Origin of the sequence: Saccharopolyspora endophytica, assembly GCF_018070075.1 — a bacterium.
Lineage (GTDB): Bacteria > Actinomycetota > Actinomycetes > Mycobacteriales > Pseudonocardiaceae > Saccharopolyspora > Saccharopolyspora endophytica.
Genome location: NZ_JAGPXE010000007.1, coordinates 293,369 through 313,147, shown reverse-complemented (window position 1 = coordinate 313,147; position 19,779 = coordinate 293,369). Strand labels below are relative to the sequence as shown.

Sequence of the window (19,779 nt, the reverse complement as noted above, 5' to 3'; positions counted from 1 at the left end):
CTCGCGAGACGCGAGATTGAGCGGTGTGAACGGACAGAGTGTCATGCAACACGCGCTAGGGCGTGATGCGCGATGACCGCACTTGCGGTGGTGCTGGCGGCGCTGGGCGCCTGCGGATACGCGGTGGGCGCGCGCCTGCAGCACGCGGCCGTGCACGCCACGATGGACGGCGGCGGGCTCGGCCTGCGCAACCAGGCCCTGCTGGTCCGCAACCCGCGCTGGCTGGCCGGACTCGCCGCGCTCGGCGGCGGCGCGGTGGTGCACGTGTGCGCGCTGGGCCTTGCCCCGCTGAGCGTCGTGCAGCCGATCGGCGTGCTCGCGCTGCCGATCACCGTGCTGCTCAACCTGCGCGAGCAGGGCTACAGCCGGCGCGACGTCAACCCGAGCATGGTGCTGGCGGTGCTGGCCGCGACCGGTGGGCTCGCCGTGTTCGTCCTGCTGGCCGCGAGCAGCGCGACGCCGACGCCGGTCGGGGACGACGACCAGTTCACCGCCACCCAGATCGTCGCGGTCGCGGTCCTGCTGCTCGGCGTGGTCGCTGTCGCGACCCGCTCGAAGGTGCGCTGCGTGCTCTTCGCCGCCGGCTGCGCCGTGGCCTACGGGTACGTGTCGCTGATGGCTCGCGCCGTCGCCCAGCAGGTCGGGACCTGGGACCTGCTGGCGATCAATCTCCTGTCCGTTCTCGGCATCGCCGTGGCGATGGTCGCGGGTGGTTGGCTGCTGCAGCACGCCTACGCCAGCGGCCCGCCCGACCTGGTCGTGGCCTGCCTGACCGTCATCGACCCGCTGGTCGCCGTCGGCCTGGGCATCGGCCTGCTCGGCGAGGCCGACCACGTCAGCGGCTGGGTCGCCGCCGCTGAAGCGCTCTGCGCGCTGGTGGCCTGCGCCGGGGTGTTCGCCCTGGCACGCCACCACCCGGACAACACCGAACACCGCACATCGGACAGGCTGGACGCCGACCAGCCCCCGACAGAAGTTCCCGCCGGTACCGCCGGACACCGCACGTCCCCTCGTCCTAACGGGAGTTCCTCTTGACTTCGCAACCGTCGCGCAGGCGCCCGCTGCGGATCGTGGTCGGTGCGACCACCTACCCGCCTCACGTCAACGGGGCCGCCAACTTCGGGCACCGGTTGGCCACCGGTCTGTCCGCACGCGGGCACGAGGTGCACGTGGTGTGCCACTCCGACACCCGCGAGCCGCGCACCGAGGTCGAAGACGGCGTTCTGGTGCACCGGGTGGGCTCCTACAGCTCGCCGTTCCACCCGTCGATCCGCGGCCTGATGCCGTGGCAGGCGCGGCAGGCCGACGCGCTGCTGGAGGAGATCCAGCCCGACGTCGTGCACGTCCAGTCGCACTTCTTCATCTGCCGCGGGCTGATCGACTCGGCTCGCAAGCGCGGCATCGGAGTGGTGGCCACCAACCACTTCATGCCGGAGAACATCTTCGGCTACTTCAAGATCCCTCCGTTCCTGCAGAACGCCGCCGGACGGCTGCTCTGGCACAACCTGGTCAAGCACTACCGCAAGGCGCAGATGGTCACCGCGCCGACGCCGCGCGCCGTGCAACTGCTGCAGGACAACGGTTTTGACCGCACTGCGCTGCCGGTGTCCTGCGGCATCGACGTCGACCGCTACCGGCGTCCGGCCGCGCGCTACCGCGAGCAGAACCCGGACCCGGAGACGCGGACCGTGCTGTTCGTCGGCAGGCTCGACGAGGAGAAGCACATCGACGACCTGCTGCGCGCCATGTCGTTGCTGCGCACCGAGGTCCAGACCCGCCTGGAGATTGTCGGCAACGGCGCTCGTCGGGAGGCGTTCGAGCAGCTGGCCGACGACCTCGGCATCGCCGACCGGGTCCACTTCCACGGTTTCCTCAGCGATGAGGAGCTCCTGGAGGCCTACGCCCGCGCCGACCTGTTCTGCATGCCCAGCATCGCCGAGCTGCAGAGCCTGGCCACCATGGAGGCCATGTCGGCCGCGACCCCGGTGGTGCTGGCCAACGCGATGGCGCTGCCGCACCTGTGCCGCCCGGGCGAGAACGGCTGGCTGTACCCGCCGCGCGACGTGCACGCGCTCGCGGGTGCGATCGGCGACGTGCTCGCCGACCGCGCCACCATCGACCGGATGGGCCAGGCCAGCCAGCGGCTGGTCTCCCGGCACGACATCGACCAGGTCCTGGGCCGCTTCGAGTCGCTCTACCACCACGTGATCGACCCGGACAGCGCCGTGGAACTCGACGAGATCAGCACCGAGCTGGCGAGCTGACCATGATCGTTCCGGACCTGCACCCAATGGAGCGTGTAGCTCGGATCAACGGCTCCGACTTGCACTACTGGGTCTACCGCGAGGAGCTCGGGGCCACCGCCGAGACGGTGCTGATCGTGCACGGGCTGCGCGGCACGCACCACGGCCTGGAGCTCATCGCCGCCGGTTTGACCGGCAGGCGCGTCGTGATCCCGGACCTGCCCGGATTCGGGGATTCCGGGCCGATGAACACGCGGCACGACGTCGCCGGCTACGCCGAGGTGATGACCGAGCTGATCGGTCGGCTCGGTGGCGCCGAGCGGCCGCTCGTGCTGATCGGGCATTCGTTCGGTTCGATCATCGCCTCCCGCCTGGCTGCGTTGAACCCGTCCTTGGTGCGCCGGTTGGTGCTGATCAACCCCATCGCCCAGTCCGCGTTGCGCGGTCCGCACGCGGCCCTGGCAGGTCTGACCGCCGCCTACTACACGCTCGGGGAGCGGTTGCCCTCCCGCGCCGGGCGGTCGCTGCTGACCAACCGGTGGGTGGTGCTGGCGGCCAGCCGGGCGATGACCCGGACCCGGGACAAGCAGCTGCGCGGGTTCATCGACGACAACCACCTGCGGCACTTCAGCCGGTTCCACTCGCCGTCCGTGGTCAACCAGTCCTTCCAGGCCTCGGTGACCCACACCGTGACCGACTACGCCGACCGGCTGTCGATGCCGGTGCTGCTGGTGGCCGGTGAGCACGACGAGATCGCCCCGCTGGCGGGCCAGCGCGCGCTGGCGGCGCGACTGCCCGACGCCGAGCTCGTGGTCATCGCCGACGTGGGACACCTGGTGCACTACGAGACCCCCGACGCCGCGGCGGCCGAGATCGTGCGGTTCCTGGGGCGCAGCGACCACCGCGAGAAGGTCGCGATCCCGGAGCAGAGCCGATGAACCTCGTGGTCGACGCGCGCTGGACGCGCACCGATCAGCACGACGGCATCAGCCGTTACGGCGCGAGCCTCATCGAAGCACTGCACCACCTCCATCCCGTGACGATGCTGATCCACGACGAGCGGCAGCTGGACCTGCTGCCCGACGGGGTTCCGCACGTGCTGATCAACAGCCCGTTCTCGCCGCGCGAGCTGTGGGTCTCGCGCACCCTGAACCGGTTGGGTGCCGACGTGGTGTTCAGCCCGATGCAGATCATCGGCGGGTTTCGGCGCGACTACCGGCTGGTGCTCACGCTGCACGACCTCATCTACTACCGGCACCCGGAGCCGCCGGGGTTCCTGCCGCTGCCGGTGAAGATCGCCTGGCGGCTCTACCACAAGGCGTTCTGGCCGCAGCGCCTGATGCTCGACCGCGCCGACGCCGTGGTGACCGTCAGCGACACCACCCGCCGGTTGATCGAGCGGTACCGGCTGACGCGCCGGCCGGTCACCGTCGTGCACAACGCACCCCAGCCGCAGACCGCGCTGGCGTCACCGCCGGGAACGGGTGGAGGGCCGCGCGAGCTGGTGTACATGGGTTCGTTCATGCCGTACAAGGACGTGGAAACGTTGTTGGCGGGCATGGCTTTCCTTCCTGGTCACCGGCTGCACCTGGTCAGCCGGATCGGACCGCAGCGCGAGGCCGAGCTGCGCGAGCAGCTGCCGCCGGGGGCGGACGTGGTGTTCTGGCGGGGGATCGGGGAGGACGAGTACCAGCAGCTGCTGGCTCGGGCGAGCGCGCTGGTCACCGCTTCGCGGGACGAGGGTTTCGGGTTGCCGGTCATCGAGGCGATGAACGCGGGGACGCCGGTGGTCTGCAGCGATCTGGAGATCTTCCACGAGGTCACCAGCGGGCACGCGAAGTTCTTCGAGTCGGGGAGGCCGAAGGACTTCGCCGATGCCGTGCGGGCGCTGGAGGACGACGAGGCCCGCGCCGATCTGGTCGAGGCGGCCCGGACCCAGGCGGCGAAGTTCACCTGGCAGAACTCCGCCGAACGACTCCTGGACCTGGTGCGGAACCTGACCGGCCGCGGTCAGTGACTCCAGACCTGGATGGCCCGAGCCACGTAACCGGCCTGCGGGGTCTGCGATCCTGATGGGTGGGTGTCGAAGTCGGCCTCCTCATCGCAGTGCGGGTCCTGGTAGACGGTCACGGGATGACCGGTGTTGTTCGCGAAGGACTTGGCCTCCCAACCGGTTTCGAGCGTGACGCACTGCTCGACGCCGGTGGCTCGCAGCGCGAGCTCGCGCGACTGACCACCGAACCCGGTCTCCGGCCAGACGCAGAATGAACCTGCGGGACAACTGGTTCGGCTCACTTCAGCGTCGGCCGGTGGGCCGGCCAGCAGCGCGGCCAGCGACAGGGCCGCCGTGAGCGCCAGCCCCAGCGCGAGCGACCAGCGGGATCGGAACCGGCCGGTTGCTGACCGGGAGAGGGCGTAGGAGGACATGGCGGAAATCCTTTCGCTGGAGGGGAATTCGATCCGGCTGCGGCATCGATCGCCGCGTTGGAGCAAGATTGGCGGCACCGCGGAGCCGTTTCCAGCGAATTGGCCGGATACACCACCTACGGGTGGTTTCCCAGGCGTGGAAATCCATTCCGGGACGCCCGCAGATCGACTCGCGAGCCCTGCCGGATACACCACGATTGAGGTATAAAGTCCACCACTACCCGTCGGTAATAGCGGAGGTCGGCGATGGCGCTGGACGCTGATGTGATCGTGGTGGGCGCGGGCCTGGCAGGCCTGGTCGCCACCGCGGAACTGGCCGATGCCGGTCGCCGCGTGGTGCTCCTCGACCAAGAACCCGAGGCTTCCCTGGGAGGTCAGGCGCACTGGTCCTTCGGCGGGTTGTTCCTGGTGGACTCCCCGGAGCAGCGCAGGCTCGGCGTGCGCGACTCCCACGAGCTCGCACTCCAGGACTGGATGGGCACCGCGGCATTCGACCGCGAGGAGGACCACTGGCCCCGCCGGTGGGCCGAGGCGTACGTCGACTTCGCCTCCGGCGAGAAGCGCGCGTGGCTGACCGCGCAGGGCGTGAAGTTCTTCCCGCTCGTGCAGTGGGCCGAACGCGGCGGTTACCTCGCCTGCGGCCACGGCAACTCGGTGCCGCGCTTCCACGTCACCTGGGGCACCGGTCCCGGCGTGCTCGAACCGTTCCTCCGGCGGGTCCGCGAGGCCGAGGCCAAGGGCCTCGTCGAGCTGCGGTTCCGGCACCGGGTCACCGAACTGGTCACCACCGGCGGAGCCGTCACCGGCGTGCGCGGCAAGGTGCTCATCCCCAGCGACGCCGAGCGCGGCCAGCCGAGCCCTCGAAAGACCAAGGGGGAGTTCGCACTCTCCTCGCAGGCGGTGGTCGTCACCTCCGGCGGCATCGGCGGGAACCTCCCGCTGGTGCGCAAGAACTGGCCCAAGCGCCTGGGCAAGCCGCCGAAGAGCATGATCGCCGGCGTTCCCGATCACGTCGACGGGCGGATGCTCGACGTGGTGGCCAAGACCGGTGGCCGGATCATCAACCCGGACCGGATGTGGCACTACACCGAGGGAATCCGCAACTACGCCCCGGTGTGGACCAGGCACGGCATCCGCATCCTGCCCGGGCCCTCGTCGCTGTGGCTGGACGCGAACGGCAACCGGCTGCCCGCGCCGCTGTTCCCCGGATTCGACACCCTGGGAACGCTGGAGCACATCACGGGCACCGGGCACGAGCACACGTGGTTCGTGCTCAACCGGCGCATCATCAGCCGAGAGTTCGCCCTGTCGGGCTCCGAGCAGAACCCCGACCTCACCGGCCGCAGCGTCCGCCAGCTGCTGCAACGCGGTGGCGGTGCCACTCCCGGACCGGTCATGGAGTTCGTGCGGCGCGGTGAGGACTTCATCGTCCGCAACAGCGTCGCCGCGCTGGCAGAAGGCATGAACGAGCTCGGCGACGGCCACATCGACGCCGCCGAGCTCGAACGCACCATCGTCGAGCGGGACCGCCAGGTCACCTCAGGACTCGGCAAGGACCTGCAGATCAACGCGATCCGGGAGGCCCGCCGCTACGTGGTGGACCGGCTGATCCGGGTGGCTGAGCCCCACCGGCTGCTGGACCCGGCGGCCGGGCCCCTCATCGCGGTGAAGCTCAACCTGCTGACCCGCAAGACCCTCGGCGGCCTGGAGACCGACCTGGACGGCCGGGTGCTCACCGATGGGGTGACGCCGCTGGACGGGCTCTACGCGGCCGGAGAGGTCGCCGGCTTCGGTGGCGGCGGCGTGCACGGATACCGAGCTCTGGAAGGCACCTTCCTCGGTGGCTGCCTGTTCTCGGGCAGGCAGGCCGGAAGGGCCGCAGCTGCGGCGGTGGGTTGAAAAAGGGAATCAGATGAAGCAGCCGCTCACGAATCCTGAAATCTGGCTGCGCTCATCAGTCACGTCGAGCCATTCCGAAACGGCCCGTCCGTCCTCGCAGACAACGGTTTCGCCGATCACCCTGCGGTGAATCGTCGCCGTGTCCCCGGGATTGCCGATTCCCCGCACCGAGGCGTTCGTCCCGGGTTCCGAGCGGATCCGGGTGCCGAAGGCGAGGAAGTCGGTGGTGTCCTGCTCAGGGGCCGCGTGCGCGGCCTGGACCAGGACATCTCTGATTTCGAGGGCGATGGTGGCGAGGTGAGTTCCGAGCCCGGAGATGGGCACGATCGCCGCCACCGCCATGCCTAACAGGGCATTCCGAAGCTTGCGCATCACAACCCCCACTTGGCCCGCCAGTTCGCTTTTCGACCGGATTTTCGGCGAAGTTCTGCGTTGGTCGGGACGGTTCCCAGTTTATTGACCAGAACCCGGGTTCAGCAGTATCCGATCGGGTAAGACGATTTCGTGCGGGGCACGCACGAACACCGGTGACGCGCAGCGGTCGGGACTCCTTCGGCAACACCTCGGGTGAGTGAGCGGACGACCAACATCGACGCGGTCCGCGACGACGAAGGCGCCGGCGGACCGCTTGGTCCGCCGGCGCCCTTCGAACGGGTGTTCCGCGCAGGTCAGCCGGTGCGCGAGCCGATCCCCGTGAGGGAGCGGACCTCCATCTCGGCCTGACGTTCGACGTCCTGCTCGGACTTGCCCACGAAGGTTCCGATGGCGGCGAACAGGAACGAGATCGGGATCGAGACGATGCCCGGGTTCTTCAGCGGGAAGAACGCGAAGTCCACGCTCGGGATGATCGAATCCGGGGAGCCCGACACGACCGGCGAGAAGAGCACCAGCAGCAGGCAGGAGATGAGCCCGCTGTAGATGCCCCAGAGCGTGCCGGTGGTGTTGAACCGCTTCCAGAACAGCGTGTACAGCAGCGTGGAGAGGTTGGCCGAGGCGGCGAAGGCGAACGCCAGACCGACCAGGAACGCCACGTTCTGACCCATCACCAGGATGCCGCCGCCGATGGAGACCACGCCGATGACCAGCGCCGTCATGCGCGCCACCCACACCACTCGGGCGGAGTCGACCTCACCGCCGCGGACCACGCTGGCGTAGACGTCGTGCGCGAACGACGCCGACGCGGTCAGCGTCAGGCCCGCGACCACCGCCAGGATGGTGGCGAAGGCGACGGCCGAGATGATGCCCAGCAGGACGGTGCCGCCGATCTGGTAGGCCAGCAGCGGTGCCGCCGAGTTCTCCGCACCGGGCGCGGCCAGGATCGCCTCGCTGCCGACCAGGGCGCTCGCGCCGTAGCCGATGATCAGCGTGCACAGGTAGAAGATCGCCATCGTCCAGGTCGCCCACACCACCGAGCGCCGCGCCTCGCGCGCGTTGGGAACGGTGTAGAAGCGCATCAGCACGTGCGGCAGACCACCGACGCCGAGCACCAGCGCCAGCGACAGCGAGACGAAGTCCAGCTTGGTCATGTCGGACTTGCCGTACTGCGCACCGGGAGCGAAGATCGCGCGCCCGTGCGGGTTGTTGTCCGCGGCGGCGCGCAGCAGCTCGGACATGCTGTAGCTGAACTTGCCGAGCAGGAAGATCGTGATCAGCACGGCGCACAGCACGAGCATGGTGGCCTTGATGATCTGCACCCACGTGGTGCCTTTCATGCCGCCGACCAGCACGTAGACCATCATGACGGCACCGACGCCGACCATCACCAGCATCTGTCCGATGTGGCCGTGCACGTTGAGCAGCAGCGCCACCAGGCCACCGGCACCGGCGATCTGGGCGATCATGTACATGATCGTGATGGCCAGCGTGGACGTCGCCGCCGCGGCGCGCACCGGGCGCTGCTTCATCCGGAAGCTGAGCACGTCGCCCATGGTGAAACGGCCGGTGTTGCGGGTGCGTTCGGCCAGCAGCAGCAGGTTGACCAGCCAGGCGACCAGGAAGCCGATGCTGTAGAGGAATCCGTCGTAGCCGTAGATGGCGATCGCGCCGGCGATGCCCAGGAACGACGCGGCCGACAGGTAGTCACCGGACAGCGCGATGCCGTTCTGCACACCGCTGAAGGCGCTGCCGGCGACGAAGTAGTCGCTGGCCGTGCCGCGGTTGCTGACGCGGTAGACGATGAACAGCGTGATCAGCACGAACGCCGCGAAGACGCTGGTGTTGATGATGACGCTGTCGTCGGGGATGACGTGGGGTTGGGCAAGGTTCATCGGTCGAACTCTCCGGCCTGCTCACGGATTTCGTCGACGCGCGGGTCGATGTGGCGGCGGGCGAACCTGACGTAGAGGGTGGTCAGCCCGACGGTGGTCACGAACTGCCCGATTCCCAGCAGCAGCCCGACGTTGACGTCGCCCACGACGGGCTGCGCCAGCTCCTCCGGGAAGTACGCCGCGGCCACCACGTAGCCCAAGTACCAGATGAGGAAAAACGCCGTCGCGGGGAAAACGAACCATTTAAGTCGACGGCGGAGGCTGCGGAATTCGGCGCTCTGCTGGATTGCGGTGAAATCGGGCCGGTCGGCGGTTGTGCGAACCGCGCTCTTCTCGATTCCGCCGAACGCCGCGCGTTGATTTCCGGGCTCGCGGGGGGAACCGCGCAGCGCGGATTGCGTTGCGTTGCTCATGCATCCTTCCTGGGGCTTCAGGGTGTGCCGGCCGGGGTCGCCGAGCTGGCGGAGGCGGGCAATTCTTACCACTGTTCTACCGCTATCGACACTGTGGGGAGCACCACCTGCGGGTTTCCATTTCACCCGTCTGAGCAGGAACGGAGCCGAGAGCCCGCGACGGGTGGGCGACTCTCGGTTACTGGCCGGTAAGGCCAGGTCAGAGACCTGCCTCTTCAAGATCGAAAGTCGCTGACCAGGTGTTACAACCTCTCTCGCGGAAGAGTTCGGGGGTCGTTTTAGTCCGAACGGGTGAAATTGCGTGAAGCGCTCCCGAACTGATCGAACACTCGGCGTGATCTCGCCTGTTTGGCGTAGCACATTGCGAAAAAGCCCCCGGTGCTTTCCTTGCGGCAGGGGCATATAGTGCTTGGGCACTGAGAGGTAGTCGTGCGAACGGGAAGGGTCACGGTTCGATACCAGTGTCCGGAATGTACCGGCCGGGGAAGTCATTGGTGACGCTGAGTATCGACGAGATCGTGAAGGCAGGGAGTCTCGCGTTGGTTCGCCGGCCCCGCGCCCTCCCGGCATGCCTGCCTTTCACCCCAGACCATCAGCACGACGATTGCGGGACCGCACGCATGCGCCGTTCGCCTACGCTTTGTTCGACACGCCTGCTTGACCAGCGCGGAGACGCACAGGGAGATCGCTCGTGAGCGGGGACCGGCGGCCCGCCGGCTTCCTGCAGTGGCGCAACTGGTCGCTGCCCACGAAGCTGGCCGCCGTCGTGCTGGTGCCCGTGCTGTTCGCGATCACGCTCGGTGTCGGCCAGATCCAGTGGCAGGTCGACCAGGCCGACCAGTACGGCCGGGTCGCGCAGGTGCTCGACGCCGAGGACCAGCTGGAGCCGCTCACCAGCGGTCTGCAGCTGGAGCGCAACCACGCCGTGGAGAACCTCGTCGGTGACGGCCAGATCGGGGACTTCACCGAGCAGGTCGGCGCCACCGACAAGGCCGCCGAGAACCTGCGGGTCATCCTCACCGAGAACGACGTCTACACCGACGTCGTCCACGAGCGCTTCGCCGAAACCCGCAAGGCGCTGGACGGGCTGACCGCGGTGCGCGCCGGTGTTCAGGCCAAGCGGGTCACCGCCATGCAGGCCGTCGGCGCCTACAGCCAGGCCGTGCGCGCGGCGCTCGCGCTGGACCGCGCGCTGACCACCAGCGTCGCCGATCCCCAGATCTCCAGCACCGCGACCGCGCTGACCGACCTGCTCAGCCTGACCGAGGAGGTCCGGCTCCAGCAGGCGCTGGTGCTGTCCGGACTGCGCGACGGCTCGCTGGACGCGGCCACGCTCGACAACCTCTCCGGTTCCCGCGCCCGACTGCTGTCCAAGATCAACGACGCGAGCTCCGGTGTGGCCAAGCACTGGCAGAAGCGCCTCGCGGAGCAGCTCCAGGTCCCGGCGATCGTGCAGCGCAACCAGATGCTCGGCGTGATCGTCGTGGAGAGCACCGACCGCAAGTCCAGCGGGGGCTTCTCGGTCGAGCGCGAGGCGTGGAACAGCGCCAGCGACGGCTCCGCGGCGACCATCGAAGGCGGTCGCGGCGAGCTGGCGGCCGAGGTCCGCACCGTCGCGCAGGGCCTGGCCGACGACGCCAGCGACCGCGCCGGGTGGGACTCGGTGATGCTGCTGGCCTCGCTGATCGCCGCCGCCGGCGTGATCATCATGATCACCCGCCAGCTGCTCGGCTCGCTGCGCGAACTGCGGATCGGCGCCCTGGACGCGGCCGAGTACGACCTGCCCTCGGCGGTGACCGCGGTCCGCAAGGGCAAGGGCGCCGAGGCCGAGGTGCCGCCGCTGCCGGTCGACACCACCGAAGAGGTCGGCCAGGTGGCGCGGGCCTTCGACGAGGTCAACCGGCAGGCGCTGCGCCTGGCCGTCGAGCAGGCCGACCTGCGCCGCGGCTACAGCGACGCGTTCGTCAGCGTCTCCCGCCGCAGCCAGGCCCTGCTGGAGCGCCAGCTGCGCCTGTTCGAGGAGCTGGAGCAGGACGAGGAAGACCCCGACCAGCTGTCCAGGCTCTTCCAGCTCGACAACCTCGCGACCCGGATGCGCCGGAACAACGAGAACCTCATGGTGCTCTCCGGCAGCGACCTGGCCCGCCGCTTCACCCAGCCCACCGAGCTCGCCGACGTGCTGCGGTCGTCGGTCTCGGAGATCGAGCAGTACCCGCGGATCGCGGTGCAGCCGACCCCGTCGGTGAAGCTGCGCGGCAACACCGCCAGCGACCTGGTGCGCCTGATCGCCGAGCTGATGGACAACGGCGCGAACTTCTCCGCGCCGGACACCGTCGTGACCGTCTCCAGCTACCAGTCCGGCGACGGCACGGTCGTGCTCGACGTCCTCGACAACGGCATCGGCATGGGTGACGACGATCTGGCCTCGGCCAACGAGCGACTCGCCCGCGTCGACGAGGACGACATCTCGACCTCGCGCCGGATGGGCCTGTTCGTGGCCGGACGCCTGGCCGCGCGGCACGGCATCAGCGTCGAGCTGCACGGCGGTCCCGACGTCGAGGGCGTGCGCGCCACGGTGCTGGTCCCGGCCGAGCACGTGGTCTCCGCCCAGCCGAGCGGCCAGTCGCAGATGCCGCCCGCGGCACCGCCCGCGCAGGTCAACGGCCACTCGCTGCCGGGATTGCAGACCTCGTTCCCGGGTGCGGGGTCGCCGCTGCCGCAGCGCGTTCCCGACCAGCACCGCCCCGAGGACGACGGCTGGCAGACCCACGAGCCGGCCTGGGCCCAGAACGACGAACCGAGCTGGGCGCGCAGCGAAGAACCGGGCTGGGCGCACAGCGACGACGACTACAACGCCAACGCGCCGACCAGCCTGTTCGAGCCGATCTTCCCGCACGACCAGGCCGAGCGCTCGGGCCAGTTCGACGGGAGCGGGTTCTTCGACTCCGGCTCCGGCCAGGGCAACGACTTCTTCGCCCCGGCCGGGGGCGAGGACTCGCGGACCAACAGCTTCTTCGAATCCTCCCTGGACTACGACCAGCCGGTGACCGGCGAGGAGCCCGACGAGCCCGCCGAGGAACCGGCCCGCAACGACCTGGCGGGGCAGTGGTTCATGCCCGCGGCGTCGGACTCGATCTCGGAGACCGGCGAGTTCCACTGGCCGGAGACCAAGGACGGCGACTCCGCGCTGTTCACCTCGGAGAAGCCCGCCGAGGACGACGAACCGCAGCTGACCTCGTCCGGTCTGCCGCAGCGCAAGCCGCGCAACCGGGCGGCCGCTGAGCCCGCCGCCGAGGAAGCTCCCCAGAGTCGCAGCGCCGAGGACATCAGCAAGCAGCTGGCGCACAACGGCGTCCAGTTCGGGCACACCGACCCGGAATCGGCGTTCAAGCCGTGGCCGCCGGACGCGTCGGAGCAGGCTCCCGAACTGCCCCAGGCCCAGCCCTGGATCCCGCAGACCCCGGAAGCGCAAGCCTGGGACTTCGCCGCGGACAAGGCGCGCGAAGCGGCGGAAGCCGCGGCGAACCCGCAGGAGACGTCGTTCACCAGCGCCGGGCTGCCCCGGCGCAAGCCGAAGGCGAACCTGGTTCCGGGAAGCGTGTCCAACCAGTCCCAGCAGCCGAGTCAGCCGCGACGCTTCCAGCGCGACCCGAACGCGTTGCGCAGCAGGCTGTCCGACTTCCAGGGCGGCGTCAGCCGTGGCCGGCACCGGATGACCGACGAGGGCTGAGTGGTGGACACACGCGAGAAGACACGTGATCATCTCGGCAACGAACAGGAGGTTGCATGAGCGCACAGACTATTTCCCGCAGGTTCGGCTGGCTGATCACGGACTTCACCGAACGCGTGCAGGGAGTGGCGCACGCGATCGTGGTCTCGGCTGATGGACTGGTGCTGACCGCTTCGGCGACTCTGCCCAGGGATCGTGCTGATCAGCTCGCAGCTGTGGCCTCTGGTCTGCTGAGCCTGACGCAGGGATCGGCGAAGTGCTTCGAGGCCGGCCGGGTCGTGCAGACGATCGTGGAGATGGACCGGGGCACCCTGCTGCAGATGGGCATCAGCGACGGTTCGTGCCTGACGGTGCTCGCCGCGCCGCAGTGCGACATGGGGCTGATCGCCTACGAGATGACCATGCTGGTCGAGCGCGTCGGCCAGATGCTCACCCCGGAGATCCGCACCCAGCTGCAGAACAGCGCGGGTGCTGTGTCGGGTCAACTGGTGTGAGGACGCGATGAGCAGACGCTCGGAATACCCACGCCGAGACCGAAGACGGCAGAACTCGGGCGATGACAGCTTCGCCGATGTCGTCAACGCGTTCACGTTCGGCGCCAAGCCCAAGCGGGACAAGCGCAAGGGGCGCGAGGAGCCGGAACCGCCGCAGGCCCACGAGCTGGACCAGCGTGCCCGGACGGTGTCGCAGGACCCTGCCGACGCCGCTCCCGAGGCACCCGCTGCCTCCAGCATCCGGTCCTACACCTGGACCGGCGGCCGGACGAAGTCGAACTACGAACTGGCCATCGAGACCCTGGTTTCGGTCGGCGAGAATTACCGACCCGGCGCACCGGTCCGGCTGGAGCACCAGTCGATCGCCGAGCTGTGCCAGCAACCGCGTTCGGTGGCCGAGGTGGGGGCACTGCTGTCGGTGCCGATCGGGGTCGCCCGCGTGCTGCTGGCCGACATGGCCGAACTCGGATTGATCACCGTGCACAACACGGTGAGCGAAAGCGGTAGCGCACCACACATGATGTTGATGGAAAGGGTTTTGAGTGGACTCCGTCGGCTATAGCGCACCCCAGCTCGGCTCCATGCCGGAGGCTGCCAACCGGGGTGGCACCAGCTCGACGTCGGCGAAGATCGTCGTCGCGGGCGGGTTCGGTGTGGGCAAAACGACGTTCGTCGGTTCGGTCTCGGAAATCGTTCCGCTGACCACCGAAGCGGTCATGACGGAGGCCTCCAAGGGCGTCGACGACCTCGACGCGACTCCGAACAAGACCACCACGACGGTCGCCATGGACTTCGGCCGCATCTCCCTGGCCTCGGACCTGATCCTCTACCTGTTCGGCACGCCCGGGCAGCAGCGGTTCTGGTTCATGTGGGACGACCTGGTCCGCGGTGCCATCGGCGCCGTCGTGCTGGTCGACACCCGCCGGCTGGCGGACTCGTTCTCGGCGATCGACTTCTTCGAGGACCGCGGCCTGCCCTACCTGGTGGGCGTGAACATGTTCGACGGGCAGATGCTGCACTCGCTCGAACAGGTGCGGGAAGCGATGGCGATCGGGCCCGACGTGCCGATCGGTCCGGTGGACGCCCGGGACCGGGAATCCACCAAGCGCACCCTGATCGCGCTCGTGGAACACGCGATGCGGCACTGGACTTCGCGCCAGGCCATGTGAGCTCGACCGGGCGCCTTTGCGGTCACGGGTGGCGGTTCCGGCCGAGGAACTGCCACCGACCCCGCCAAAGGCGCCCTTCGCGCCGACTTCCGGCGTCAGCGCTTGCGGCCGACGCCGCCGAGCAGGTTGTACTCGCCGTCCGAGGGCTCGGTCAGGCGGGGCCCGTCCGGCCACCAGTCGAAGAGGTTGACCAGTCCGGGCTCGATCATCTCCAGGTCGGCGAACAGCTCCTGGATGCCCTCGCGACTGCGGTAGAAGCAGCTGCCCATCATCGAGTTGAACTTGACCTGCGACTCCTCGGCGAGCTGCGCGCGGGAACTGCCGTCGCCCGGGTTGTGCAGGTGCGAGATCGCCAGGTACGAGCCGGAGGCCAGCGCGTCGAGGTAGGTGCGCATGATCGCCGCGGGGTTCTCGTCGTTGGTGACGTGGTGCAGCGTGTTGCTGTGGATCAACCCCACCGGGCGGTCCAGGTCCAGGTACTTGCGGACCGACTCGTGGTTGAGCACTTCCTCGGGGTCGCGCAGGTCGGCGACCGCGAAGTGGGTGAACTCGTTCTCCTCCAGCAGCGCGCGGCCGTGCGCCGCGACCGAGGGGTCGTTGTCGACGTAGATGACCGTCGCCTCGTGGTTGATCCGCTGCGCCGCCTGGTGGGTGTTCTCCGCGGTCGGCAGGCCCGATCCCAGGTCGAGGAACTGGTCGACACCGGCGTTGCCCGCCATGAAGCGCACGACGCGGATCAGCCAAGCGCGGCACTGCCTGCCGACCTGGATGGCTTCCGGGGCCAGCTGCTGAATCTGCCGCAGCACCTCGCGGTCGACCTCGAAGTTGTCCTTGCCGCCGACGAACGCGTCGTACACGCGCGCGATGCTGGGCTTGGTCGTGTCGATCTGCGGGTGGGCGTCAGCCATGAGAGGGATCCGCTCGGTTGCCTACGTGGGGAACGATCTCGTACTAAGAGTATGCCGGGGGCTTCAGCCGGTAAACAGCCCTCCGGCTGAGGTGCTGGTGAGTTGCGCGACCGAGCCGGACCGGAGTCCTGCGGGAACCGGAAATCGTTGCCCGGCAAGCCACCGGGGGTGCACCGGGTGTTGCCGGGGTAGTGGCAGGATGACCGCGATGAGCGGAGCGGTACTGATCCTGGGTGGCCGGAGCGAGATCGGCGTGGCGGTCGCGGACCGCCTGGTGCGGCGCGGGAACGGCAAGGTGATCCTCGCGGCCCGGCGCTCGCAGGACCTCGACGACCAGGAAGCGGCGCTGCTCGAAGCGGGTGCCGACGAGGTCGTGCGGGTCGAGTTCGACGCCGCCCGGCTGGACACCCACGAAGCCCTGCTGCGCGACCTCGCCGAGGAGCACGGCCCGATCGGCACCGCGGTCATCTCCTTCGGGATCCTCGGTGACCAGCAGCGCGCCGAGTCCGAGGCCGGGCACGCGGTCGACGTCGTGCACATCGACTACGTCGCCCACGTCAACGTCCTCACCCACCTGGCGAACCTGCTGCGCGAGCAGGGCCACGGCAAGATCGTGGTGTTCTCCTCGGTCGCCGGTGTCCGGGTCCGCCGCGCCAACTACGTCTACGGCTCCGCCAAGGCCGGCCTCGACGGCTTCGCCAACGGTCTCTCCGATGCCCTGGTGGGAAGCGGGGTGTCGCTGCTGATCGTCCGGCCGGGCTTCGTCATCGGCCGGATGACCACCGGCATGGACCCGGCCCCCTGGTCCTCGACACCGGACCAGGTCGCCGACGCCACCGACAAGGCGCTGCACCGAGGCCGCCGGGTCGTCTGGGTCCCCGGCATCCTCCGCTGGGTCTTCGCCGCCATGCACTACGTCCCCCAACCCATCTGGCGCCGCATGCCCCGCTGACGAGCCAGCCGAGGAACCGCCGCCCTGACCAGTCCTTGTTCCGAGGACTGCGTCTTGGCTGGGTCGTCCGTTCGAATTTCGCGCGAAATTCGAACGGGAAAGTTCCACCTCGAATTTCGCGCGAAATTCGAATTTCCTCACCCCGATGGGGGAAGGGGCGGTGTGTCGGCCCCGGCCTCTACGGTGCCGGGCATGGACTTCCACGCGCTGCACGAGGGTGCCGAGCCGCTGCTCCTGCCCAACGCCTGGGACTTCACCTCCGCGGCCGCGCTGGTCGAGGCGGGGTTCGCCGCGATCGGCACCACGAGCCTCGGCGTCGCGGCGGTGCACGGCGTGCCGGACGGCAGCGGGGGAACGAAGGACGAGACGCTCGACCTCGCGAAGAAGATCGTCGGGCTGCCGGTCCCGATCACGGTCGACGTCGAGGCGGGTTTCGGTCTCAGCCCGGCCGAGATCGGTGATTTCGCCGCGGAACTGGCGGATCTGGGCGTCGCGGGCATCAACATCGAGGACGAGCTCTGCACCCCGGAGCTCCACGAGCAGCGCATCGCGGCGATCCGCGACCGAGCACCGGGCCTGTTCCTCAACGCCCGCACCGACACCCACTGGCTCGACCCGCACCCGTCCCTGCCCGACGCGCTGGAACGAGCCCGCCGCTACGCCGGAGCGGGAGCGAGCGGCGTCTTCGTCCCGGGCATCAGCGCCGAGGGCGACGTCCGAGCCCTGGTCAACGCGGTCGACGTCCCGGTCAACGTCCTCTACAAGCCGGGTCGGAGCATCGAGGAGCTCGCCGCCCTGGGCGTCGCGCGCATCAGCACCGGCTCGCTGCTCTACCGCGCGGCCCTGCACGCCGCGGTCACCACCGCGCGGGAGATCCGCGCGGGTGGTGCCACGGCGGTGGACGTGCCTGGCTACCAGGCGGTTCAGGACTACATCATCGGTGGCCGGCGGCGGGGTTCCGGCGGCTTGAAGTGACCGCCGTCGGGGCCGGTCTGCTTGCTGTGCCCGGCACCGAGGTACTTGCAGAACCACCGGCCTGCGAGCTCGGAGACCTTCTCCAGGGCTCCGCGTTCCTCGAAGAGGTGCCCGGCGTGCGGCACGATCTCGATCTTGACATCGGTCAGGGGCAGTGAGGTGAGCAGCTCGGCGGCCTGCCGGTTGAGGTTGAGGACTTCGCGGTCGTCGCCGCCGACGATCAGCAGCGTGGGGGCCTGCACCTCGGCCAGCCCGTCGCCGCCGAGATCGGGACGACCGCCCCGCGACACCACGGCAGTGACCCGGTCGGGACGGCGCGAGGCGGCCTTCATCGCGGCGGCGGCGCCGGTGCTCGCGCCGAACAGGCCGACCGGCATGCCGCGCGTGGACCGCCAGGAGCCGAGCGCGTCGACGGCGGGCGTGAGCCGCTCGGTCAGCAGGTCGATGTCGAACCGGTACTCGTGCGTTCGCTGGTCGGTCGACGCCTCGGCGGGCGTGAGCATGTCCAGCAGCAGGGTGCCGAAGCCCGCGTTGTGCAGGGACTCGGCGACCGCGCGGTTGCGCGGACTGCGCCGTGAGCTGCCGGAACCGTGCGCGAACAAAACCACCGCCCGTGCAGGCGGTGGCATCACGAGGTCCCCTTCGAGCTGTCCGGCGGGGGTTTTGACGATCACTGGCTCGGTCGTGAGTTGAACCATGGGGAGCCTCCCTCGGTTTCCGCACGCAACGACTACCCGGACGGGTCCGTCACGACACGCCGCAGGTCACCCCACTGTCACCTGAGGGAGGCCGATCCGCAGGAGGATCTAGGAGCGCACGGCGTTGCCGAGGGTCATGATCAGCCGGTTGTCCCAGGCGAACATGGAGGACACGGCGACCAGGTCGTGCACGTCGTCGGCGTCGAGCCCGGCGGCGTGCAGCCGTCGGACGTCGGCGGCGGTGAGCGCGGCCGGCGTGTAGGTGAGGGCTCCGGCGACGTCGACGACGGCCCGCAGCCGCTCATCGGCGATCGCGGCGGGACCGGCCTCGGCGAGGACCACGGCGGTCAGCGGATCTCCGGAGAGCTCCACCTGCCGCTTGCCGTGCACGGCCGTGCAGTAACCGCACCCGTTGATCAGCGAGGTCGCCAGGGCGGCGAGCTCGCGATCGGCCCGGTCCAGCGCGCCGTGACCGGTCATGATCGCCTCGCGCAGCAGGGTCTGCGCCGACAGCACCCCGGCATCGAGCTTGAGGGTCTCGGTGAAGTCGCCGCCGGACACGACCCGCGACACCCACCGCATCGACGGGAACGCCTGGTCGGGCGTCGACAGCGCGAACCCGTCGGCCGCCGCGCCGGCCTCGATGGTGATCCCGGCCTGGGACGCGGGACCGTCCCCGGCGTCGGCGACCAGCCGCAGCCCGCTCTCCAACCGCACCCGGAAGCTCGCGTAGGCGGCGACCTGCGTGGCGGTGACGACCTGGGCGGGGCTGAAGTGCTCCCGCAGCTCGGTGATCTCGTCGCCGCCCACGTCCGCCGGGTCGAGCGCGACCTGCTCGCAGTGCGCCAGCAGCGCCTGCGTGGACTCGGGCAGCTCACCCCAGCACTCGACGTCGGCCACGACCTCGGCGTCGTCGAGCGCGACGGCCACCGAGTCGGCGTAGGCGGGGGACTCGTTGACCAGCGCGACGCGCAGCGCGATCCGCGCCCGATCGGCCTGGCCCAGCTGGGACTGGTCTTCGGGGCGGAGCACTGCGGCGTCGGCGTTCTCGGCGGCTTCCCGGACGTCCGGCCGAAGCACGGTGAGCGTTTCTGCTGCGCGATCGCTGACGGTCGTCATCGGCTCCCAATCGAATCGGAACGGATGCGCAGACCTTAGCGCTGCAAGATCGCTCAGCTGTGCGGGAGGTTGAGCTGCCAGGAAACGCCGTACCGGTCGTTGACCCAGCTGAACTTCCGCGAGAACCCGTAGTCGCCCTGCGGCATCAGCACCGCGCCGTCCTCGGAAAGCGCCTGGTGGAGCCGGTCGAGCTGCGGCTCGTCGACGCAGTCGACGTACAGCGACACCGACGGCGTGAAGTCGAAGGCGTGCGACACGGGCGAGTCGATGCACATGTACTGCCGCCCGCACAAGGTGAACGTGGCGTGCTGCACGGATCCTTCAGCCCCCTGCTCACCAGGGCCGTAACGGCTGATGGCGAGCACTTCGGCGTCGTCGAACAGGCTGATGTAGAAGTTCATCGCCTCCTCGGCCTTGCCGTTCTGGAACATCAAGAACGTGGAGATCTGCGTCGGCATCTCGCCTCCCTGGTGCGCGGGCTGATC

General features: G+C 69.3%; 19 protein-coding genes. 11 read left to right on the top strand and 8 right to left on the bottom strand.

Going from position 1 to position 19,779, the window contains the following annotated elements:
• Positions 1 to 72 precede the first annotated feature (72 nt).
• From KBO27_RS18605 to KBO27_RS18590, 4 genes are read left to right on the top strand one after another with little or no spacing between them, the layout of a single operon-like run.
• On the top strand, positions 73 to 1,035 hold the full coding sequence (locus KBO27_RS18605; protein WP_210971181.1) for a DMT family protein: 963 nt from the start codon (positions 73 to 75) through the stop codon (positions 1,033 to 1,035).
• Complete coding sequence (locus tag KBO27_RS18600; RefSeq protein WP_210971180.1) at positions 1,032 to 2,264, top strand: glycosyltransferase; 1,233 nt, start codon at positions 1,032 to 1,034, stop codon at positions 2,262 to 2,264. The genes KBO27_RS18605 and KBO27_RS18600 overlap by 4 nt, the downstream gene beginning before the upstream one ends.
• A gap of 26 nt (positions 2,265 to 2,290) precedes the next feature.
• Positions 2,291 to 3,181, top strand: a complete 891-nt coding sequence (locus KBO27_RS18595) for an alpha/beta fold hydrolase (protein WP_246537515.1) — start codon at positions 2,291 to 2,293, stop codon at positions 3,179 to 3,181.
• Positions 3,178 to 4,260, top strand: a complete 1,083-nt coding sequence (locus KBO27_RS18590; RefSeq protein WP_210971178.1) for a glycosyltransferase family 4 protein — start codon at positions 3,178 to 3,180, stop codon at positions 4,258 to 4,260. Before KBO27_RS18595 ends, KBO27_RS18590 begins: the two co-directional genes overlap by 4 nt.
• Here KBO27_RS18590 and KBO27_RS18585 read toward each other — a convergent pair.
• Entirely contained in the window at positions 4,254 to 4,670 is a 417-nt protein-coding gene (locus tag KBO27_RS18585) for a peptidase inhibitor family I36 protein (protein WP_210971177.1), read from the bottom strand. The two genes, KBO27_RS18590 and KBO27_RS18585, sit on opposite strands and share 7 nt — an antisense overlap.
• A gap of 246 nt (positions 4,671 to 4,916) precedes the next feature.
• On the opposite strand from KBO27_RS18585, the gene KBO27_RS18580 reads away from it, so the two are divergent.
• A complete protein-coding gene (locus tag KBO27_RS18580) occupies positions 4,917 to 6,569 on the top strand; it encodes an FAD-binding dehydrogenase (RefSeq protein WP_210971176.1) in 1,653 nt (550 codons plus the stop codon).
• Between the two features lie 9 nt (positions 6,570 to 6,578).
• Here the strand turns inward: KBO27_RS18580 and KBO27_RS18575 are convergent, their stop codons facing one another.
• The 3 genes from KBO27_RS18575 to KBO27_RS18565 all read right to left on the bottom strand — a co-directional run bounded on the left by KBO27_RS18575 (position 6,579) and on the right by KBO27_RS18565 (position 9,249).
• Positions 6,579 to 6,941, bottom strand: coding sequence for a hypothetical protein (locus tag KBO27_RS18575; RefSeq protein WP_210971175.1), 363 nt, complete (start codon positions 6,939 to 6,941; stop codon positions 6,579 to 6,581).
• Between the two features lie 296 nt (positions 6,942 to 7,237).
• Positions 7,238 to 8,836, bottom strand: a complete 1,599-nt coding sequence (locus tag KBO27_RS18570; RefSeq protein ID WP_210971174.1) for a monocarboxylic acid transporter — start codon at positions 8,834 to 8,836, stop codon at positions 7,238 to 7,240.
• On the bottom strand, positions 8,833 to 9,249 hold the full coding sequence (locus KBO27_RS18565) for a DUF485 domain-containing protein (RefSeq protein ID WP_210971173.1): 417 nt from the start codon (positions 9,247 to 9,249) through the stop codon (positions 8,833 to 8,835). Before KBO27_RS18565 ends, KBO27_RS18570 begins: the two co-directional genes overlap by 4 nt.
• 691 nt (positions 9,250 to 9,940) lie before the next feature.
• Here KBO27_RS18565 and KBO27_RS18560 point away from each other — a divergent pair.
• The 4 genes from KBO27_RS18560 to KBO27_RS18545 are packed head-to-tail and all read left to right on the top strand — an operon-like array spanning position 9,941 to position 14,642.
• Complete coding sequence (locus tag KBO27_RS18560) at positions 9,941 to 12,979, top strand: sensor histidine kinase (protein ID WP_210971172.1); 3,039 nt, start codon at positions 9,941 to 9,943, stop codon at positions 12,977 to 12,979.
• Between the two features lie 56 nt (positions 12,980 to 13,035).
• Positions 13,036 to 13,473 carry a roadblock/LC7 domain-containing protein gene (locus KBO27_RS18555; protein WP_132673877.1) on the top strand — a complete coding sequence of 146 codons (438 nt, stop codon included), beginning with the start codon at positions 13,036 to 13,038 and terminating at the stop codon, positions 13,471 to 13,473.
• Positions 13,474 to 13,480: 7 nt separating this feature from the next.
• The gene (locus tag KBO27_RS18550) at positions 13,481 to 14,035 is read left to right on the top strand and encodes a DUF742 domain-containing protein (protein WP_210971171.1); all 555 of its coding nucleotides are present in this window, start codon (positions 13,481 to 13,483) and stop codon (positions 14,033 to 14,035) included.
• Positions 14,016 to 14,642: a GTP-binding protein gene (locus tag KBO27_RS18545; protein ID WP_210971170.1), complete on the top strand. Its 627-nt coding sequence runs from the start codon at positions 14,016 to 14,018 to the stop codon at positions 14,640 to 14,642. Before KBO27_RS18550 ends, KBO27_RS18545 begins: the two co-directional genes overlap by 20 nt.
• 95 nt (positions 14,643 to 14,737) lie before the next feature.
• On the opposite strand, the gene KBO27_RS18540 is transcribed toward KBO27_RS18545, so the two are convergent.
• Positions 14,738 to 15,550: an SAM-dependent methyltransferase gene (locus tag KBO27_RS18540; RefSeq protein ID WP_210971169.1), complete on the bottom strand. Its 813-nt coding sequence runs from the start codon at positions 15,548 to 15,550 to the stop codon at positions 14,738 to 14,740.
• A 208-nt stretch (positions 15,551 to 15,758) separates the two neighbouring features.
• On the opposite strand from KBO27_RS18540, the gene dprE2 reads away from it, so the two are divergent.
• Entirely contained in the window at positions 15,759 to 16,502 is a 744-nt protein-coding gene (gene dprE2 / locus KBO27_RS18535; protein WP_210971168.1) for a decaprenylphospho-beta-D-erythro-pentofuranosid-2-ulose 2-reductase, read from the top strand.
• 192 nt (positions 16,503 to 16,694) lie between these two features.
• A complete protein-coding gene (locus KBO27_RS18530; RefSeq protein ID WP_210971167.1) occupies positions 16,695 to 17,477 on the top strand; it encodes an isocitrate lyase/PEP mutase family protein in 783 nt (260 codons plus the stop codon).
• Here the strand turns inward: KBO27_RS18530 and KBO27_RS18525 are convergent.
• The 3 genes from KBO27_RS18525 to KBO27_RS18515 all read right to left on the bottom strand — a co-directional run bounded on the left by KBO27_RS18525 (position 17,432) and on the right by KBO27_RS18515 (position 19,752).
• Positions 17,432 to 18,175, bottom strand: a complete 744-nt coding sequence (locus KBO27_RS18525) for a dienelactone hydrolase family protein (RefSeq protein ID WP_210971166.1) — start codon at positions 18,173 to 18,175, stop codon at positions 17,432 to 17,434. The two genes, KBO27_RS18530 and KBO27_RS18525, sit on opposite strands and share 46 nt — an antisense overlap.
• Before the next feature lie 108 nt (positions 18,176 to 18,283).
• Entirely contained in the window at positions 18,284 to 19,294 is a 1,011-nt protein-coding gene (locus KBO27_RS18520) for a peroxidase-related enzyme (protein ID WP_210971165.1), read from the bottom strand.
• Between the two features lie 53 nt (positions 19,295 to 19,347).
• A complete protein-coding gene (locus tag KBO27_RS18515; protein ID WP_210971164.1) occupies positions 19,348 to 19,752 on the bottom strand; it encodes a VOC family protein in 405 nt (134 codons plus the stop codon).
• Positions 19,753 to 19,779 lie beyond the last annotated feature (27 nt).